The organism is Pseudomonas sp. NY15374, from assembly GCF_048068255.1.
Taxonomy (GTDB): Bacteria; Pseudomonadota; Gammaproteobacteria; order Pseudomonadales; family Pseudomonadaceae; genus Aquipseudomonas; species Aquipseudomonas machongensis.
Window position 1 is genome coordinate 667,259 of the sequence record NZ_JBLUPZ010000002.1, and the last position, 14,972, is coordinate 682,230.

At 62.4% G+C, this 14,972-nt stretch carries 12 protein-coding genes; all 12 read right to left on the bottom strand.

What is annotated here, in order from left to right; genetic code table 11:
* Positions 1 to 86 precede the first annotated feature (86 nt).
* A complete protein-coding gene (gene dnaE / locus ACNFHO_RS07465) occupies positions 87 to 3,611 on the bottom strand; it encodes a DNA polymerase III subunit alpha (RefSeq protein ID WP_065862280.1) in 3,525 nt (1,174 codons plus the stop codon).
* A gap of 90 nt (positions 3,612 to 3,701) precedes the next feature.
* A complete protein-coding gene (gene rnhB / locus ACNFHO_RS07470) occupies positions 3,702 to 4,325 on the bottom strand; it encodes a ribonuclease HII (RefSeq protein ID WP_416765809.1) in 624 nt (207 codons plus the stop codon).
* A 1-nt stretch (position 4,326) separates the two neighbouring features.
* Positions 4,327 to 5,454, bottom strand: a complete 1,128-nt coding sequence (lpxB, locus tag ACNFHO_RS07475) for a lipid-A-disaccharide synthase (RefSeq protein WP_054891069.1) — start codon at positions 5,452 to 5,454, stop codon at positions 4,327 to 4,329.
* Between the two features lies 1 nt (position 5,455).
* A complete protein-coding gene (lpxA, locus tag ACNFHO_RS07480; protein ID WP_054891070.1) occupies positions 5,456 to 6,232 on the bottom strand; it encodes an acyl-ACP--UDP-N-acetylglucosamine O-acyltransferase in 777 nt (258 codons plus the stop codon).
* Entirely contained in the window at positions 6,229 to 6,669 is a 441-nt protein-coding gene (gene fabZ / locus ACNFHO_RS07485; protein WP_054891071.1) for a 3-hydroxyacyl-ACP dehydratase FabZ, read from the bottom strand. The genes lpxA and fabZ overlap by 4 nt, the downstream gene beginning before the upstream one ends.
* A 113-nt stretch (positions 6,670 to 6,782) precedes the next feature.
* A complete protein-coding gene (gene lpxD / locus ACNFHO_RS07490; RefSeq protein ID WP_323452797.1) occupies positions 6,783 to 7,838 on the bottom strand; it encodes a UDP-3-O-(3-hydroxymyristoyl)glucosamine N-acyltransferase in 1,056 nt (351 codons plus the stop codon).
* Between the two features lies 1 nt (position 7,839).
* A complete protein-coding gene (locus tag ACNFHO_RS07495) occupies positions 7,840 to 8,343 on the bottom strand; it encodes an OmpH family outer membrane protein (protein WP_054891073.1) in 504 nt (167 codons plus the stop codon).
* Between the two features lie 44 nt (positions 8,344 to 8,387).
* Entirely contained in the window at positions 8,388 to 10,736 is a 2,349-nt protein-coding gene (bamA, locus tag ACNFHO_RS07500; protein WP_054891074.1) for an outer membrane protein assembly factor BamA, read from the bottom strand.
* Positions 10,737 to 10,812: 76 nt separating this feature from the next.
* Positions 10,813 to 12,165: an RIP metalloprotease RseP gene (rseP, locus tag ACNFHO_RS07505; protein ID WP_416765811.1), complete on the bottom strand. Its 1,353-nt coding sequence runs from the start codon at positions 12,163 to 12,165 to the stop codon at positions 10,813 to 10,815.
* Between the two features lie 46 nt (positions 12,166 to 12,211).
* Positions 12,212 to 13,402: a 1-deoxy-D-xylulose-5-phosphate reductoisomerase gene (gene ispC, locus ACNFHO_RS07510; RefSeq protein WP_416765812.1), complete on the bottom strand. Its 1,191-nt coding sequence runs from the start codon at positions 13,400 to 13,402 to the stop codon at positions 12,212 to 12,214.
* Positions 13,399 to 14,214 carry a phosphatidate cytidylyltransferase gene (locus tag ACNFHO_RS07515; protein WP_054891077.1) on the bottom strand — a complete coding sequence of 272 codons (816 nt, stop codon included), beginning with the start codon at positions 14,212 to 14,214 and terminating at the stop codon, positions 13,399 to 13,401. Before ACNFHO_RS07515 ends, ispC begins: the two co-directional genes overlap by 4 nt.
* Entirely contained in the window at positions 14,214 to 14,969 is a 756-nt protein-coding gene (gene uppS, locus ACNFHO_RS07520) for a polyprenyl diphosphate synthase (protein WP_054891078.1), read from the bottom strand. The genes ACNFHO_RS07515 and uppS overlap by 1 nt, the downstream gene beginning before the upstream one ends.
* Between the last annotated feature and the right edge of the window lie 3 nt (positions 14,970 to 14,972).

A 14,972-nucleotide genomic window follows, 5' to 3' on the forward strand; every position in this document is an offset into this window, starting at 1 on the left:
ACGGCCAGGCGGCCGGCCGGTTGATCCGTTTGGCGCCATACCTTACGGGATCTGGCGCATTCAGGTCGAGATTAAAATTCGTCGTTTCAACGGTATTGCAGGAAGACGTTCTCACGTCCGAACTGGTCACGCAGCGCCTGAATCAGGCCATCGGCGGGGTCGATCGACCACTCGTCGCCGAACTGCAGCATGGCCTTGGCATCGCTGCCGGTGTACTCGAGCGTGATCGGGCAACCGCCGCGATGACGGGTGATCAGCTCGCCCAGCCAGGCCAGGCGATCGCCCTTGAGCGCTTCGTGGGCGATCTTCAGGCGCAGGCTTTCGGCCAGTTTGGTGCGGGCATCCTCCATGGTCATCACCTGCTTGACGCGCAGGCGCAGGCCGCCGGAGAAGTCGTCGTTGCTGACCTCGCCTTCGACCACCACCATGGCGTCGGTCTGCAGCAGCGCCTGGGCCGCCATGAAGGCATCGGCGAACAACGAAGCCTCGATGCGACCGGAGCGGTCGTCGAGGGTGACGAAGCCCATCTTGTCACCCTTCTTGTTCTTCATCACCCGCAGGGCAATGATCATCCCCGCGATGGTCTGGGTCTCGCGCGAAGGCTTGAGGTCGACGATGCGCTGGCGAGCGAAACGGCGGATCTCGGTTTCGTACTCATCGATCGGATGACCGGTGAGATACAACCCGAGGGTGTCCTTTTCGCCTTTCAGCCGCTCCTTGAGCGTGAGCTCGCGGACCTTTCGGTGGTTGGCATAGACATCGGAGTCTTCCTCGACGAACAGCCCACCGAACAGGTCGATATGCCCGCTGTCAGCGGTGCGGGCGGTCTGCTCGGCCGACTTGATCGCCTCCTCGAGCGCCGACAGCAGCACCGCGCGGTTGCGGTCGATGTTGGCCTGATAGGCCTTGATCTCGTCATGGAAGTGCGGGCCCAGGCGATCGAGCGCACCGCTGCGGATCAGCGCATCGAGGGTACGCTTGTTGATGCGCTTGAGGTCGACGCGCTCGCAGAAGTCGAACAGGTCCTTGAACGGTCCACCTTCGGCGCGTGCCTCGACGATCGCCTCCACCGGGCCTTCACCCACCCCCTTGATCGCACCCAGGCCGTAGACGATACGACCGTCGTTGTTGACGGTGAACTTGAAGTCGGAGAAGTTCACGTCCGGCGCGTCGAGGCGCAACTTCATGCTGCGCACTTCCTCGACCAGCACCACCACCTTGTCGGTGTTGTGCATATCCGCCGACAACACCGCAGCCATGAACGGCGCCGGGTAGTGGGTCTTGAGCCAGGCGGTCTGGTACGAGACCAGGCCATAGGCCGCGGAGTGAGACTTGTTGAAGCCGTAACCTGCGAATTTCTCTACCAGATCAAAGATGTTACCGGCCAGGTCCGCGTCGATGTTGTTGGCCACGCAGCCTTCGATGAAACCGCCGCGTTGCTTGGCCATTTCCTCGGGCTTCTTCTTGCCCATCGCCCGGCGCAGCATGTCGGCGCCACCCAGGGTGTAGCCGGCCATCACCTGGGCGATCTGCATCACCTGTTCCTGGTACAGGATGATGCCGTAGGTGGGGGCCAGTACCGGCTTGAGGCCTTCGTACTGGTAATCGGAGTGCGGGTAGGCCAGCTCAGCGCGGCCGTGCTTGCGATTGATGAAGTCATCCACCATGCCCGACTGCAGCGGGCCGGGACGGAACAAGGCCACCAGTGCGATGAGGTCTTCCAGGCAGTCAGGCTTGAGCTTCTTGATCAGCTCTTTCATGCCGCGCGATTCAAGCTGGAACACCGCCGTGGTCTCGGCCTTCTGCAACAGCTCGTAGGTCTTGCGGTCGTCCAGCGGGATGAAGTCGATGTTGACGTCGGGCAGGTTTTTCTTTTTCTGCTCGCGGTTGATGATCTCCATCGCCCACTTGATGATCGTGAGTGTCCGCAGGCCGAGGAAGTCGAACTTCACCAGGCCCGCAGCCTCGACGTCGTCCTTGTCGAACTGGGTCACCAGGCCGCCGCCCTCTTCGTCACAGGCGATCGGCGAGAAATCGGTGAGTTTGGTCGGCGCGATCACCACGCCACCGGCGTGCTTGCCGGTACCGCGAGTGACCCCCTCGAGCTTGAGGGCCATGTCCCAGATCTCGCGAGCGTCTTCGTCGCCCTTGAGGAAGTCGCGCAGGATCTCTTCCTGCTCGTAGGCCTTCTCCAGGGTCATGCCCACTTCGAACGGGATCATCTTCGACAGGCGATCGGCCAGGCCGTAGGACTTGCCCTGCACACGCGCCACGTCACGCACCACGGCCTTCGCGGCCATGGTGCCGAAGGTGATGATCTGGCTCACCGCATTGCGCCCGTAGGCCTCGGCCACGTAGTCGATCACCCGGTCGCGACCATCCATGCAGAAGTCGACGTCGAAGTCGGGCATGGAAATACGTTCAGGGTTGAGGAAGCGCTCGAACAGCAGGTCGTAGGCCAGCGGGTCGAGGTCGGTGATCTTCAGTACGTAAGCCACCAGCGAGCCAGCACCCGAACCCCGCCCCGGGCCCACCGGCACGTCGTTGTTCTTGGCCCACTTGATGAAGTCCATAACGATCAGGAAGTAACCGGGGAAGCCCATCTGGATGATGATATCCAGCTCGAACTTCAGGCGGTCCAGGTAGACCTGGCGCTTCTCTTCGTAATTGGGGGTGGTCTCTTTCGGCCAGAGCACGGCCAGACGCTCTTCCAGGCCCTCGTAGGAGACGTGGCGCAGGTAGTCGTCGATGCCCATGCCGTTGGGCGTCGGGAAGTCGGGAAGGAAGTACTTGCCCAACTGCACCGTGATGTTGCAGCGCTTGGCGATCTCGACGGTGTTGGCGATGGCGTCCGGCAGGTCGCTGAACAGCTCGGCCATCTCCTCGGCCGACTTGAGGTATTGCTGGTCGCTGTAGGCGCGTGGGCGCCGCGGGTCGTCCAGGGTCCAGCCCTCGCCGATGCAGACGCGGGTCTCGTGGGCATCGAAGTCGGACTGTTTGATGAAGCGCACATCGTTGGTCGCCACCAACGGCGCGCCGACCTTGTCGGCGAGCGCAACGGCAGCATGCAGGTATTCTTCGTCGCCCGCCCGGTTGGTGCGCTGCACTTCCACATAGAAGCGCTCCGGCAGCATCTGCATCCAGTCGCGCAACAGGGCCTCGGCCTCGTCGGTACGACCGGAGAGCAGTGCCATGCCGATATCGCCCTCACGCGCGGCGGACAGGCCGATCAAGCCCTCGCTGGCGGGCGCGATCCATTCGCGCTGGATGATCACCAGGCCGTTGCGCTGGCCGTCGGTCCAGCCCTTGGAGATCAGCTCGGTCAGGTTGCGATAGCCTTGGGGATTCATCGCCAGGAAGCAGATACGCGACAGCGGTGCCTCCGGATCGGCACCGGCCAGCCACAGGTCGGCGCCGCAGATCGGTTTGATCCCTGCGCCCATGGCGGTCTTGTAGAACTTCACCAGCGAGCACATGTTGCTCTGGTCGGTGATCGCCACCGCCGGCATGTTCATTCCAGCCAGGGCCTTGGCCAGCGGCTTGATCCGCACCAGGCCGTCGACCAGGGAGAACTCGGAGTGCACGCGAAGGTGAACGAAGGAGACCGACATTGAAGATCCTGTGGCAATGCTGAACGACAAGGGCGGGATTGTAGCGTAATTAGCCAGAATGTTTTGGGGCCGCATAGCGGCCCCGGCAGATCAGATCAGCGTGCTGGAAAGCCCTTCACGGACCTCCCACGCAGCCCTCACTGGTGCGAACGAACGCCGATGGATGGGCGTAGGCCCCAGTCGCGCCAGGGCTTCGAGGTGCAAAGGTGTCGGGTAGCCCTTGTGCCCGCCGATGCCGTAGCCCGGATAGATCAGCTCGAAGGCGCTCATCTCACGGTCACGCGTGACCTTCGCCAGGATCGACGCGGCAGCGATGGCCGGCACCTGGGAGTCGCCCTTGACCACCGGCGCTGCTGGTACCGACAGGTTCGGGCAGCGGTTGCCATCAATCAACGCCAGTTTCGGCGTAACGCTCAACCCTTCCACCGCGCGCTGCATGGCCAGCATGGTGGCCTGCAGGATATTCAGCTGGTCGATCTCGAGGACCGTGGCACGAGCGACACAGAAGGCCAGGGCCTTTTCGCAGATTTCGTCGAACAGCAGCTCGCGACGCGCCTCGGTAAGCTTCTTCGAGTCGTTCAGACCCAGGATCGGCCGCTGCGGATCAAGGATCACCGCTGCAGTGACCACGTCACCGCACAGTGGGCCACGCCCGACTTCGTCGACACCCGCGACCAGGTCTTCGACCAGGTTGAAATCCAGTCCCATCTGCATGTCATCGATCCTTCAACAATGCCAGCACCGCGTCGGCAGCCTGGTTCGAGGCGTCGCGGCGCAGGGTGCGGTGAATCTGATCGAAGCTATCGGTCTGCTCGCTACCGTCTGCCACCAAGGGAGCCAGCGTGGTTGCCAGCGCTTCGGGCGTTGCGGCGTCCTGCAGCAACTCGGGGACCAGCAAACGCCGGGCCAGCAGGTTTGGCAGCGACACGTAGGGGCTCTTGACCATGCGCTTGAGAATCCAGAAGGTCAGCGGCGCAAGACGATAGGCGACAACCATCGGGCGCTTGTACAACAAGGCTTCGAGGGTTGCAGTGCCTGAAGCGATCAGCACCGCGTCACAGGCGGCCAGTGCCTGGTGCGACTGACCGTCGAGCAGGGTCAACGGCAGTTCGCGCCCCTGCAGCATCTGCTCGAGCTGCGCACGACGCGCCGGACTGGCACAAGGCGAAACGAAACGCACACCGGGTACCAGCGCCTGCAAGCGCTTGGCAGTATCGAGGAACAACTCGCCAAGGCGCCCCACTTCGCCGCCGCGACTGCCCGGCATCAAGGCTACCAGCGGGCCGTCGCCCAATCCCAGCGAAGCACGTGCCCCAGCACGATCGGCCTCCAGCGGGATAGTGTCAGCCAACGGGTGGCCGACGAAGCGGACCGGTACACCCTTTTCTTCGTAGAATTTCGCTTCGAAGGGCAACAGCGTCAGCATCAGGTCGCAGCCTTCGCGGATCTTCAGCACCCGCTTCTGCCGCCAGGCCCAGACCGACGGGCTGACGTAATGCACGGTCTTGATCCCGGCCTGACGCAACTTCAACTCGATGTTGAGGGTGAAATCCGGGGCGTCGATGCCGATGAACACGTCGGGCTTCTCGGCGATCAGTGTCTGGATCAGGTCCTTGCGCCGCTTGAGCAATTCACGCAGGCGCCCAAGCACCTCGACCAGCCCCATCACCGCCAGGCGCTCCATGGGGAAGTACGACTGCATGCCCTCGGCTTCCATCAACGGACCACCGACGCCAATGAAGCGAACATCGGGATGGCGCGCCTTGAGCGCGCGCATCAGGCCGGAACCGAGGATATCGCCGCTGGCCTCACCGGCGACCAGCGCTACGCAAAGCGACGCCATGTCAGCGGGTGATGCCGCGGGCAGAATTGAGGATCGACTGGCGGAACAGTTCGACCTCCGGGTGCTGCCCGGCCAGTTCGTCCAGTTCCTTGATCGCCTCTTCCACGGTCAACCCCTGGCGATAGACGATCTTGTAGGCACGGCGCAAGTCATGAATGACCTCATCGCTGAAACCGCGACGGCGCATACCTTCAAAGTTCATGCTGCGCGCCTCGGCCGGACTGCCGAACACCGTGACGAACGCCGGAACATCCTTGCCGATCGCCGTGCCCATGCCAGAGAACGCGTGAGCGCCGATATGGCAGTACTGGTGCACCAGGGTATAGCCGGACAGGATCGCCCAGTCGCCCACATGCACATGACCGGCCAGCGCAGTATTGTTGACCAGGATGCAATGATTGCCGATCACGCTGTCATGACCGATATGGGCATAGGCCATGATCAGGTTGTGATCGCCAAGCGTGGTTTCCGAACGGTCCTGCACAGTGCCGCGGTGAATGGTGACACCTTCGCGGATCACGTTGTGATCGCCGATCACCAGGCGCGTCGGCTCACCCTTGTACTTGAGGTCAGGTGTGTCTTCGCCGATGGAACTGAACTGATAAATGCGGTTGTGCCTGCCAATCCGGGTAGGCCCCTTGAGCACTACATGCGGACCGATGACGGTGCCCTCCCCGATTTCGACATCGGGGCCTACGATCGACCAAGGGCCGACCTCGACGCCGTCAGCCAGCCTGGCCGACGGATCGATGATCGCCCGCGGATCAATCGAACTCATAGGGAGCGTTCCGCGCAGGTGATCTCGGCCGAGCAGACGGCCTTGCCGTCGACCAGAGCACGGCACTCGAACTTCCAGATCATGCTCTTGCGGCTGAGGAACTTGGCCTCCAGCACAAGCTGGTCACCCGGCAGCACTGGCTGGCGGAAACGCAGCTTGTCGGAGCCGACGAAGTAGTAAAGAGTGCCATCGGCAGGCTTCGCATCGAGCATCTTGAAGCCGAGAATCCCGGCCGCCTGGGCCATCGCCTCGATGATCAGCACGCCCGGCATGATAGGGTGCGCCGGGAAATGGCCATTGAAGAACGGCTCGTTGATGCTGACATTCTTGTAGGCACGAATGCTCTGGGCCTCGAAGTCCAGCTCCGTGACCCGGTCCACCAGCAGGAACGGGTAACGGTGAGGCAGGTATTCGCGAATCTCGTTGATGTCCATCATTTCGGGGGGAAGCCTGTAATAAGAATAGGGAGCGCAGGTGCTGACCACACGCTCCTTTTGCAGTCCAAAGAGGAGCCAGCTAGCGACTGTTCACTCTTGCTCAGGAAATGGTATCAGCCTTCTGATGCCGGCTGGCCACCTGAGGTCACGGTCTCGACGCGTTTTTCCAGTTGCTGCAGACGCTTGGACATCTCGTCGAGCTGACGTATACGTGCTGCGCTCTTGCGCCAATCGGCCAACGGCTGCATGGCAGTACCGGAAGAATAGCCGCCCGGCTCGGTGATCGAGCGGGTGACCATGGTCATGCCGGAGACGAATACGTTGTCGCAAACATCAATATGACCGACCATGCCGACGCCACCCGCGATCATGCAGTGCTTGCCGATGCGCGTGCTGCCGGAAATCCCGACGCAAGCCGCCATCGCGGTATGGTCGCCGATCTGCACGTTGTGGGCGATCTGAATCTGGTTGTCGAGCTTGACGCCATTGCCGATGCGCGTGTCCGAGAGCGCGCCTCGGTCCACAGCCGTGTTGACACCGATTTCCACATCGTCACCGAGCGTCACGCCGCCGATCTGGGCAATCTTCTGCCACACACCTTTCTCGTTGGCGAAACCGAAGCCTTCACCACCGATCACCGCACCCGACTGAATGACGACACGCTTGCCGATCGTGACATCGTGGTACAGCGTCACACGCGGGGCAAGCCAGCCACCTTCGCCGATGATGCAGCGGGCACCGACAAAGCAATGCGCGCCAACGGTCACGTTCGCACCGATGCGCGCACCGCTTTCGATGACCGCGAACGGCCCGATGCTGGCGCTGGCATCCACCTGCGCATCGTCGGCTACCACGGCGCTGGGATGAACTCCCGCCACAGCCTTGGGCTTTGGATCGAACAGGTGAGAAATACGGGCGTAGGCCAGGTAGGGATCAGGGACGATCAGCGCATTGCCGGTGAAGCCTTCGGCATCCTCGGCCTTGATCAGTACCGCTGCCGCCTGGCTGTCATCCAGGAATTTGCGGTATTGACGATTGGCGAGGAAGCTCAGCTGCCCCGGACCGGCTTCCTGCAAGGTGGCCAGTCCGGTGATTTCAAGCGACTCGGGGCCACTGAGCGTGGCCCCGAGGGTCTCGGCCAACTGACCGAGCGTCATGGTTACGGTCATATCAACGCGCTTGGTTCATGCGCTCGATGACCTGGCGGGTGATGTCATACTGAGGCTTGACATCGATTACCGCACCACGCTCGAGCACCAGGTCGAAACCACCTTTCTTGATGACTTCCTCGACGGCACCGTCGAGCTTGGGCTTGAGCTGCTTGAGCATATCGCGGTCAGCAACAGCCTTCGCTTCGTTCAGTTCCTTGGACTGGAACTGGAAGTCACGGGCTTTTTGCTTGAACTCGAGCTCCAGGCGCTCACGCTCCTGCTGCTGCATCTTGTCGCCACCCTTGATCAGTCGATCCTGGATGCCCTTGGCGCTGCTTTCCAGAGTCTTCAGCTGGTTCAGTTGAGGACCGAACTTCTTCTCGGCATCGACAGCGTACTTCTTGGCGGCGTCGGATTCGAGCAGCGCCATCTGGTAGTTCAGAACGGCAATCTTCATTTCGGCGAAAGCCGGGGTGGCGACCAGCGCCGCGGCCACTACGGCCAGTTGAGTCAACTTACGCACGATGCACTCCTGGATAAACCGTTGTCGTTAAGCAAGGGCCAAGCTTAGAAAGTCTGGCCCAGAGAGAATTGGAACACCTGGGTGTCGGCGTCGTCCGGCTTCTTGATCGGCATCGCCAGGCTGAAGCTCAACGGGCCCAGCGCGGTAATCCAGGTCACGCCCAGGCCGACGGAGCTGGCCATGTCGGAGAAACCGACCTTCGCGCAGTCAGGCTTGGAGCCGCAATTGGTGTCGAACACGTTACCCACATCCCAGAAGACCGAGGTACGCAGCGAACGCTGGTCCTTGACGAACGGCAGCGGGAACAACAGCTCGACACCGCCCTGTACGAGGACGTTACCACCGAACGGCAGCGGGTCCTGGTCCGGGTCACGAATGGTACCTGGATTGGTACCCTGGCTCGGCGTACTGCGCGGACCCAGGCTGCTGTCCTTGAAGCCGCGGACAGAGTTGAAGCCACCCGCATAATAGTTCTCGTAGAACGGCAGGCCCGAGGTGCCGCCGAAACCATCACCATAGCCCAGCTCAGTGTGCAGGCGAAGGGTGTAGTCGTTGCTCAGTGGCTTGAACAGCTGGCCGCGGTAGTCGAGCTTGTAGAACGACAGGTCACTGCCCGGTACGGTGGTTTCCAGGGTCAGGCTTTGCGAGTGACCACGGGTCGCCAGCACGCCCTTGTTCAGGGTCGATTCGGACCAGCCGATCGACGCCTTGAAGTTCAGGAAGTTGTCGCCTTCCTGGTCGAGGAACTTGAAGATCTCGTCGACGGTGTAGCGACCGGTCTTGATCTTGTCCTGCTGTACCGTCAGGCCGTAGGTCAGGCGCGAGGTCTCGCTGATCGGGTAGCCCAGGCTGACGCCGGCACCGAGGCTGTCTACCGCATAGCTCGCCACGTCGACGTCGAGGTCGTCGTAGTTGGTGCTGCGGTAGAAGGCGTTGTAGCCCAGGCTCACGCCGTCGGCAGTGAAGTAGGGGTCAACGAAGCCAAAGTTGTAGCGGGTCTGGTATTCGCTTCGGGTCAGGCCGATGGACACCTTGTTACCAGTACCCAGGAAGTTGCTCTGGCTGATCGAACCACCCAGGATCAGGCCCGCGCTCTGGGCGAAGCCGACGCTGGCGGTGATCGAACCGGAAGCCTGCTCCTCGACCGCATAGTTGACGTCGACCTGGTCGTCGGTGCCTGGCACCGGCGGGGTCTCGACGTTGACCTCCTTGAAGAAGCCCAGGCGCTCGAGGCGGGTCTTGGACTGGTCGATGAGATAAGTGGATGCCCACCCACCTTCCATCTGACGCATCTCGCGACGCAGCACCTCGTCTTCGGTCTTGGTGTTGCCGCGATAGTTGATGCGGTTGACGTAGGCACGCTTGCCCGGATCGACGACGAACATGATGTCGACGGTGTGATCCTGGTCGTTCGGTTGCGGCACGCCGTTGACGTTGGCGAAGGTATAGCCTTCGTTACCCAGTCGACGGGTGATCAGGTCGGAGGTGGTAGTCATCACCTTGCGCGAGAAGACCTGGCCAGGTTGTACCAGCAGCAGCGACTTGACCTGGTCTTCCGGCACTTTCAGGTCACCGGAAAGCTTCACGTCACGGACGGTGTACTTCTCGCCTTCGTTGACGTTGACGGTGATGTAGACGTGCTTCTTGTCCGGGGTGATCGATACCTGGGTGGACGCGATGTCCATGTTGATGTAGCCGCGGTCCAGGTAGTAGGAACGCAGGCGCTCCAGGTCACCGGAGAGCTTTTCACGGGCGTACTTGTCGTCGTTCTTGAAGAACGACAGCCAGTTGGTGGTTTTCAGTTCGAAGAGCTGGGAGAGGTCTTCGTCGCTGAACACGGTGTTGCCCACCACGTTGATGTGCTGGATCGCCGCGACGGTGCCTTCGTTGATCTTGATCTTCAGGCCGACACGGTTGCGTGGCTGCGGCACAACCTCGGCATCGACCTCGGCCGAATAGCGGCCCTGGGCCACGTACTGGCGCTGCAGTTCGTTACGCACGCCCTCGAGCGTGGCACGCTGGAAGATCTCGCCCTCGGCCAGGCCGGACTGCTTCAGGCCTTTCATCAGGTCTTCGGTACTGATCGCCTTGTTGCCCTCGATCTCGATGCTCGACACCGATGGGCGCTCGACCACGTTGATGATCAGGACATTGCCGTCGCGATCCAGCTGGATGTCCTGGAAGAAACCGGTCTTGAACAGCGAGCGAGTCGACTCCACCAGGCGGCGGTCATCGACCTGGTCGCCTACGTTCAACGGCAACGCGCCGAACACGCTGCCGGCGGAAACCCGCTGCAGGCCGTTGACACGAATATCGGAGATGGTGAAGGACTCGGCGTGAACTTCAGCGATCATCAGTGCGGAGAGGACCGCAGTTAGCAGCAGACGTTTCATGAAGTCCTTTTATTCCAACTGGCAATAAACAACCCGCCACCGCAGCACGGCGGCAGGTTCGCAATAGAGCGAAGCGTTAAAGTCGACCCAGATCGTTGATCAGGGCGAGCAACATCACCCCAATGACCAAACTGATACCGATCTGGACCCCCCAACCTTGCACCCGATCAGAGAGCGGACGACCGCGCGCCCACTCGATCAGGTAGAACAGCAAATGCCCCCCATCCAGTACCGGGATGGGCAGCAGGTTCAGAACCCCCAGGCTTATGCTCAGGTAGGCCAGGAAATTCAGGAAATCCCCAACGCCCGACTGGGCTGAAGCGCCCGCCACTTTAGCAATGGTTATCGGTCCGCTCAAGTTTTTTACCGAGAGCTCCCCGAACAGCATTTTCTTCAGCGATTCAAGGGTCAGGACGCTCATGTTCCAAGTACGCGAGAGCCCCTCACCGACCGCTTCCAGCGGCCCATAGCTGACCTCTCGAAGCATGTTCGCAGGCCACTCGGCGCCTTTCACCCCAGCGCCCAGATAGCCTCCGGAGGCCTGCCCTTCCCCTTTGCGGGCCAGCGTCACAGGCAGCTCCAGCTGTGCGCCATCACGCTCGATACGCAACTGCACCCTCGCGTCGGGGCGTGCCCTGACGGCGTCTACCACCTGCTGCCAGTCGCCCAGTGCAACGCCATCGAGCGCCAGGAGTTTATCGCCGCTCTTCAGCCCGGCTGCAGCGGCCGGTCCCTTGGGGTCGATTTCGGCGAGCACCGGGCTCACCGCCGGCCGCCAGGGACGCAGCCCCAGGGACTGGATCGGGTCGGGCTCATCGGCGCCCTTGAGCCATTGGTTCAGGCGGATCTCATGCTGGCGCTCCAGCGTGCCGCCATCATCGCGCACACCTACCCGCAGGCTGCCGCTCTCGCCGAGGCGGCGCACCAGCTGCAGATTGACCGCAGACCAGCCACTGGTCGGCTTGCCATCGATAGAAACAATTTCCTGGCCTGCCACAAGGCCCGCAGATGCCGCCAGGCTGCCAGACTCGACCGCACCGATGACCGGACGCACCTGCTGACTGCCAAGCATGGCGACCACCCAAAAGAACAGGATGGCGAGGAGGAAGTTGGCAATGGGGCCTGCGGCAACGATAGCAATACGCTGCCCAACCGATTTGCGATTGAAGGATTGATCGACAAGCGCCGGCGGCACATCGCCTTCGCGCTCGTCGAGCATCTTGACGTAGCCGCCCAGCGGAATCGCCGCGACGACGAACTCGGTGCCATGGCGATCGTGCCAGCGCACCAGCGGCGTGCCGAACCCCACAGAGAAGCGCAGGACTTTCACCCCGCACTTGCGTGCCACCCAGAAGTGGCCGAATTCGTGAAACGTGACCAATACACCCAGAGCCACCAGGGTGCCGATAATCATGTAGAGCGCAGTCATATCCATCTCCGAATGACGTTCAGCCAGGCCTGGGGCCGATGGGAAATCAGCGGCCGTGGCGCCTCAACCACTCCCGGGACAGCTCCCGGGCCCGCTGGTCGGCGGCGAACACCGCATCCAGCGAAGGCAACGGCACTACCGGCTCCTGCTCGAGCACCTGTTCGATCATACCCGCGATTTCCGGGAAGCGGATACGCCGCTGGAGAAATGCCTCGACCGCCACCTCGTTGGCGGCATTGAGCACCGTCGGCGCGCTATTGCCCGCTTCAGCAGCTTCTCGCGCCAGGCGCAGGCAGGGGAACCGCTGCTCGTCGGGCGCCTGGAAATCCAGACGGGCGACCGCGAACAGGTCCAGCGGCGCAACCCCGGAATCGATCCGCTCAGGCCATGCCAGGGCATTGGCGATCGGCGTGCGCATGTCCGGGTTGCCCAACTGCGCCAACACCGAACCATCCACATAGTCGACCAGCGAATGGATCACGCTTTGTGGATGCACCACCACCTCGACCTTGGCTGGCGCAGCATCAAACAGCCAGCAGGCCTCGATCAGCTCGAGCCCTTTGTTCATCATGCTTGCCGAGTCGACCGAAATCTTGCGCCCCATCGACCAGTTCGGATGAGCGCAGGCCTGCTCCGGCGTGACATCCATCAGCGCCTTCGCCGAGGTTTCACGGAAGGGCCCACCAGACGCCGTCAGCAGGATACGACGCACCCCCACTTGCGCCAGGCCGCGAGCATAGTCGCCGGGCAAGCACTGGAAGATGGCATTGTGCTCGCTGTCGATCGGCAGCAGCACTGCACCACTGGTGCGCACTGCCTCCATGAACAGCGCGCCGGACATCACCAGCGCCTCCTTGTTGGCCAGCAGCACCTTCTTGCCGGCCTGCACCGCCGCCAAGGTCGGACGCAGACCGGCAGCGCCGACGATGGCAGCCATCACGGTGTCCACTTCGCTGGCAGAGGCAACCTGGCAGAGCCCTGCTTCACCTTCCAGCACCTCGGTGGTGCTGCCCGCCGCCGCCAGCCCTTCACGCAGGCGGGCGACCGAATCGACGTCCGGCACCACCGCATACGCCGGCCGATGACGCAGGCACAGGGCCAGCAATTCATCCAGACGCGAATAGCCGCTCAGGGCAAACACCTGGTAGCGCTCGGGGTGGCGGGCGATCACATCCAGCGTGCTCAGGCCGATCGACCCGGTCGCACCGAGCACGGTAATCCGCTGGGGATGGCTCACATCACACCCCATTCGGCCGCCCAGAGCAGCACGGCGAACATCGGGATCGCCGCGGTCAGGCTGTCGATGCGATCAAGCACGCCGCCGTGGCCGGGCAGCAGGTTACTGCTGTCCTTGATGCCTTCACGACGCTTGAACATGCTTTCGGTCAGGTCGCCAACCACCGACGACATGACCACGATCACCGCGCCGACCAGGCCAAGCAGCAACTGCCCCAGCCCCCAGTCGCGCACGAGCCCGACCACCAAGGTGATCAACAGGCTCACGGCCATGCCGCCATACACGCCCTCCCAGCTCTTGCCGGGGCTGACGTGCGGCGCCAGCTTGCGCTTGCCAAAGGCACGGCCAGAGAAATATGCACCGATGTCGGCAGCCCAGACCAGTACCATCACCGCCAGGATCAAGCCATTGCCCAACGGCCAGTGCTTGAGCAGCAACAAACCTTGCCAGGCGGGCAACAACACCAGCAGACCGATCAGCAGACGGCAAGCGGCACTGCTCCACAACTCAGCGCTGCGTGGGTAGGTGAGCACCAGCCAGGTGGCCAATCCCCACCAGATCACCGACGCCCCCAGCACCCAGGGTGCAAGGTCCGGCATGAGGTAGAGCACCATCAGCGCTCCAGCGACCACGGCGGCATAGGCGATGCGCAATGGCTGGGCCATCAACCCGGCCAGACGCGCCCACTCCCAGGCACCAAGGGTCACCACGAAACCGATGAACAGGGCGAAATCCGCTCCGTTGAGCAGGAAGAAACCGCCCAGCGCGATCGGCAACAGGATCAGCGCAGTAATGATGCGTTGTTTAAGCATTAAGCACGAGCTCCAGCCTCGACCTGCTCGCTGGTCTTACCGAAGCGGCGCTGGCGCGAAGCGAAATCGGCCAGTGCACTACGCATGGCCTCGTGTTTGAAGTCCGGCCAGTACAGGTCGGAGAAATACAACTCGGCGTAGGCCAACTGCCACAACAGGAAGTTGCTGATGCGGTGTTCGCCACCGGTGCGGATGCACAGGTCGGGCAACGGCAGGTCACCCGTGGCAAGGCAGGTCTGCAGCAGACCGGGCGTGATGTCGTCCGGGCGCAGATGGCCAGCCTGGACTTCGCGCGCCAGGCGCTGGGCGGCCTGGGCGATATCCCACTGACCGCCATAGTTGGCAGCGATCTGCAGGATGAAGCGATCGTTGCCGGCAGTCAGCGCCTCGGCCTCTCGCATCGCCGCCTGCAGCTCCGGATGGAAGCGCGAGCGGTCACCGATGATGCGCAGGCAGATGTTGTTGTCGTTCAGGCGCTTGGCCTCGCGGCGCAAGGCCGAGAAGAACAGCTCCATCAACGCACCCACCTCATCGGCCGGACGCTGCCAGTTCTCGCTGGAGAAGGCGAAGAGCGTGAGCACTTCGACCTTGGCCTCGGCGCAGACTTCGATCACCGCACGCACCGCATCGACGCCGGCCTTGTGCCCGGCAACGCCAGGCAGCAGGCGCTTTTTCGCCCAGCGGTTGTTGCCGTCCATGATGATAGCGACGTGACGCGGCACCGACGAGGGTGCCGCCTGCTTGGTCTTTTCCATGAA

Excerpts from the sequence above, each read along its gene's own strand:
- fabZ (WP_054891071.1), bottom strand. The coding sequence starts at position 6,669 with ATGATGGACATCAACGAGATTCGCGAATACCTGCCTCACCGTTACCCG.
- bamA (WP_054891074.1), bottom strand. The coding sequence starts at position 10,736 with ATGAAACGTCTGCTGCTAACTGCGGTCCTCTCCGCACTGATGATCGCT.
- lpxA (WP_054891070.1), bottom strand. The coding sequence starts at position 6,232 with ATGAGTTCGATTGATCCGCGGGCGATCATCGATCCGTCGGCCAGGCTG.
- ACNFHO_RS07515 (WP_054891077.1), bottom strand. The coding sequence starts at position 14,214 with ATGCTTAAACAACGCATCATTACTGCGCTGATCCTGTTGCCGATCGCG.
- rseP (WP_416765811.1), bottom strand. The coding sequence starts at position 12,165 with ATGACTGCGCTCTACATGATTATCGGCACCCTGGTGGCTCTGGGTGTA.
- lpxB (WP_054891069.1), bottom strand. The coding sequence starts at position 5,454 with ATGGCGTCGCTTTGCGTAGCGCTGGTCGCCGGTGAGGCCAGCGGCGAT.
- rnhB (WP_416765809.1), bottom strand. The coding sequence starts at position 4,325 with ATGCAGATGGGACTGGATTTCAACCTGGTCGAAGACCTGGTCGCGGGT.
- uppS (WP_054891078.1), bottom strand. The coding sequence starts at position 14,969 with ATGGAAAAGACCAAGCAGGCGGCACCCTCGTCGGTGCCGCGTCACGTC.
- dnaE (WP_065862280.1), bottom strand. The coding sequence starts at position 3,611 with ATGTCGGTCTCCTTCGTTCACCTTCGCGTGCACTCCGAGTTCTCCCTG.
- lpxD (WP_323452797.1), bottom strand. The coding sequence starts at position 7,838 with ATGACCGTAACCATGACGCTCGGTCAGTTGGCCGAGACCCTCGGGGCC.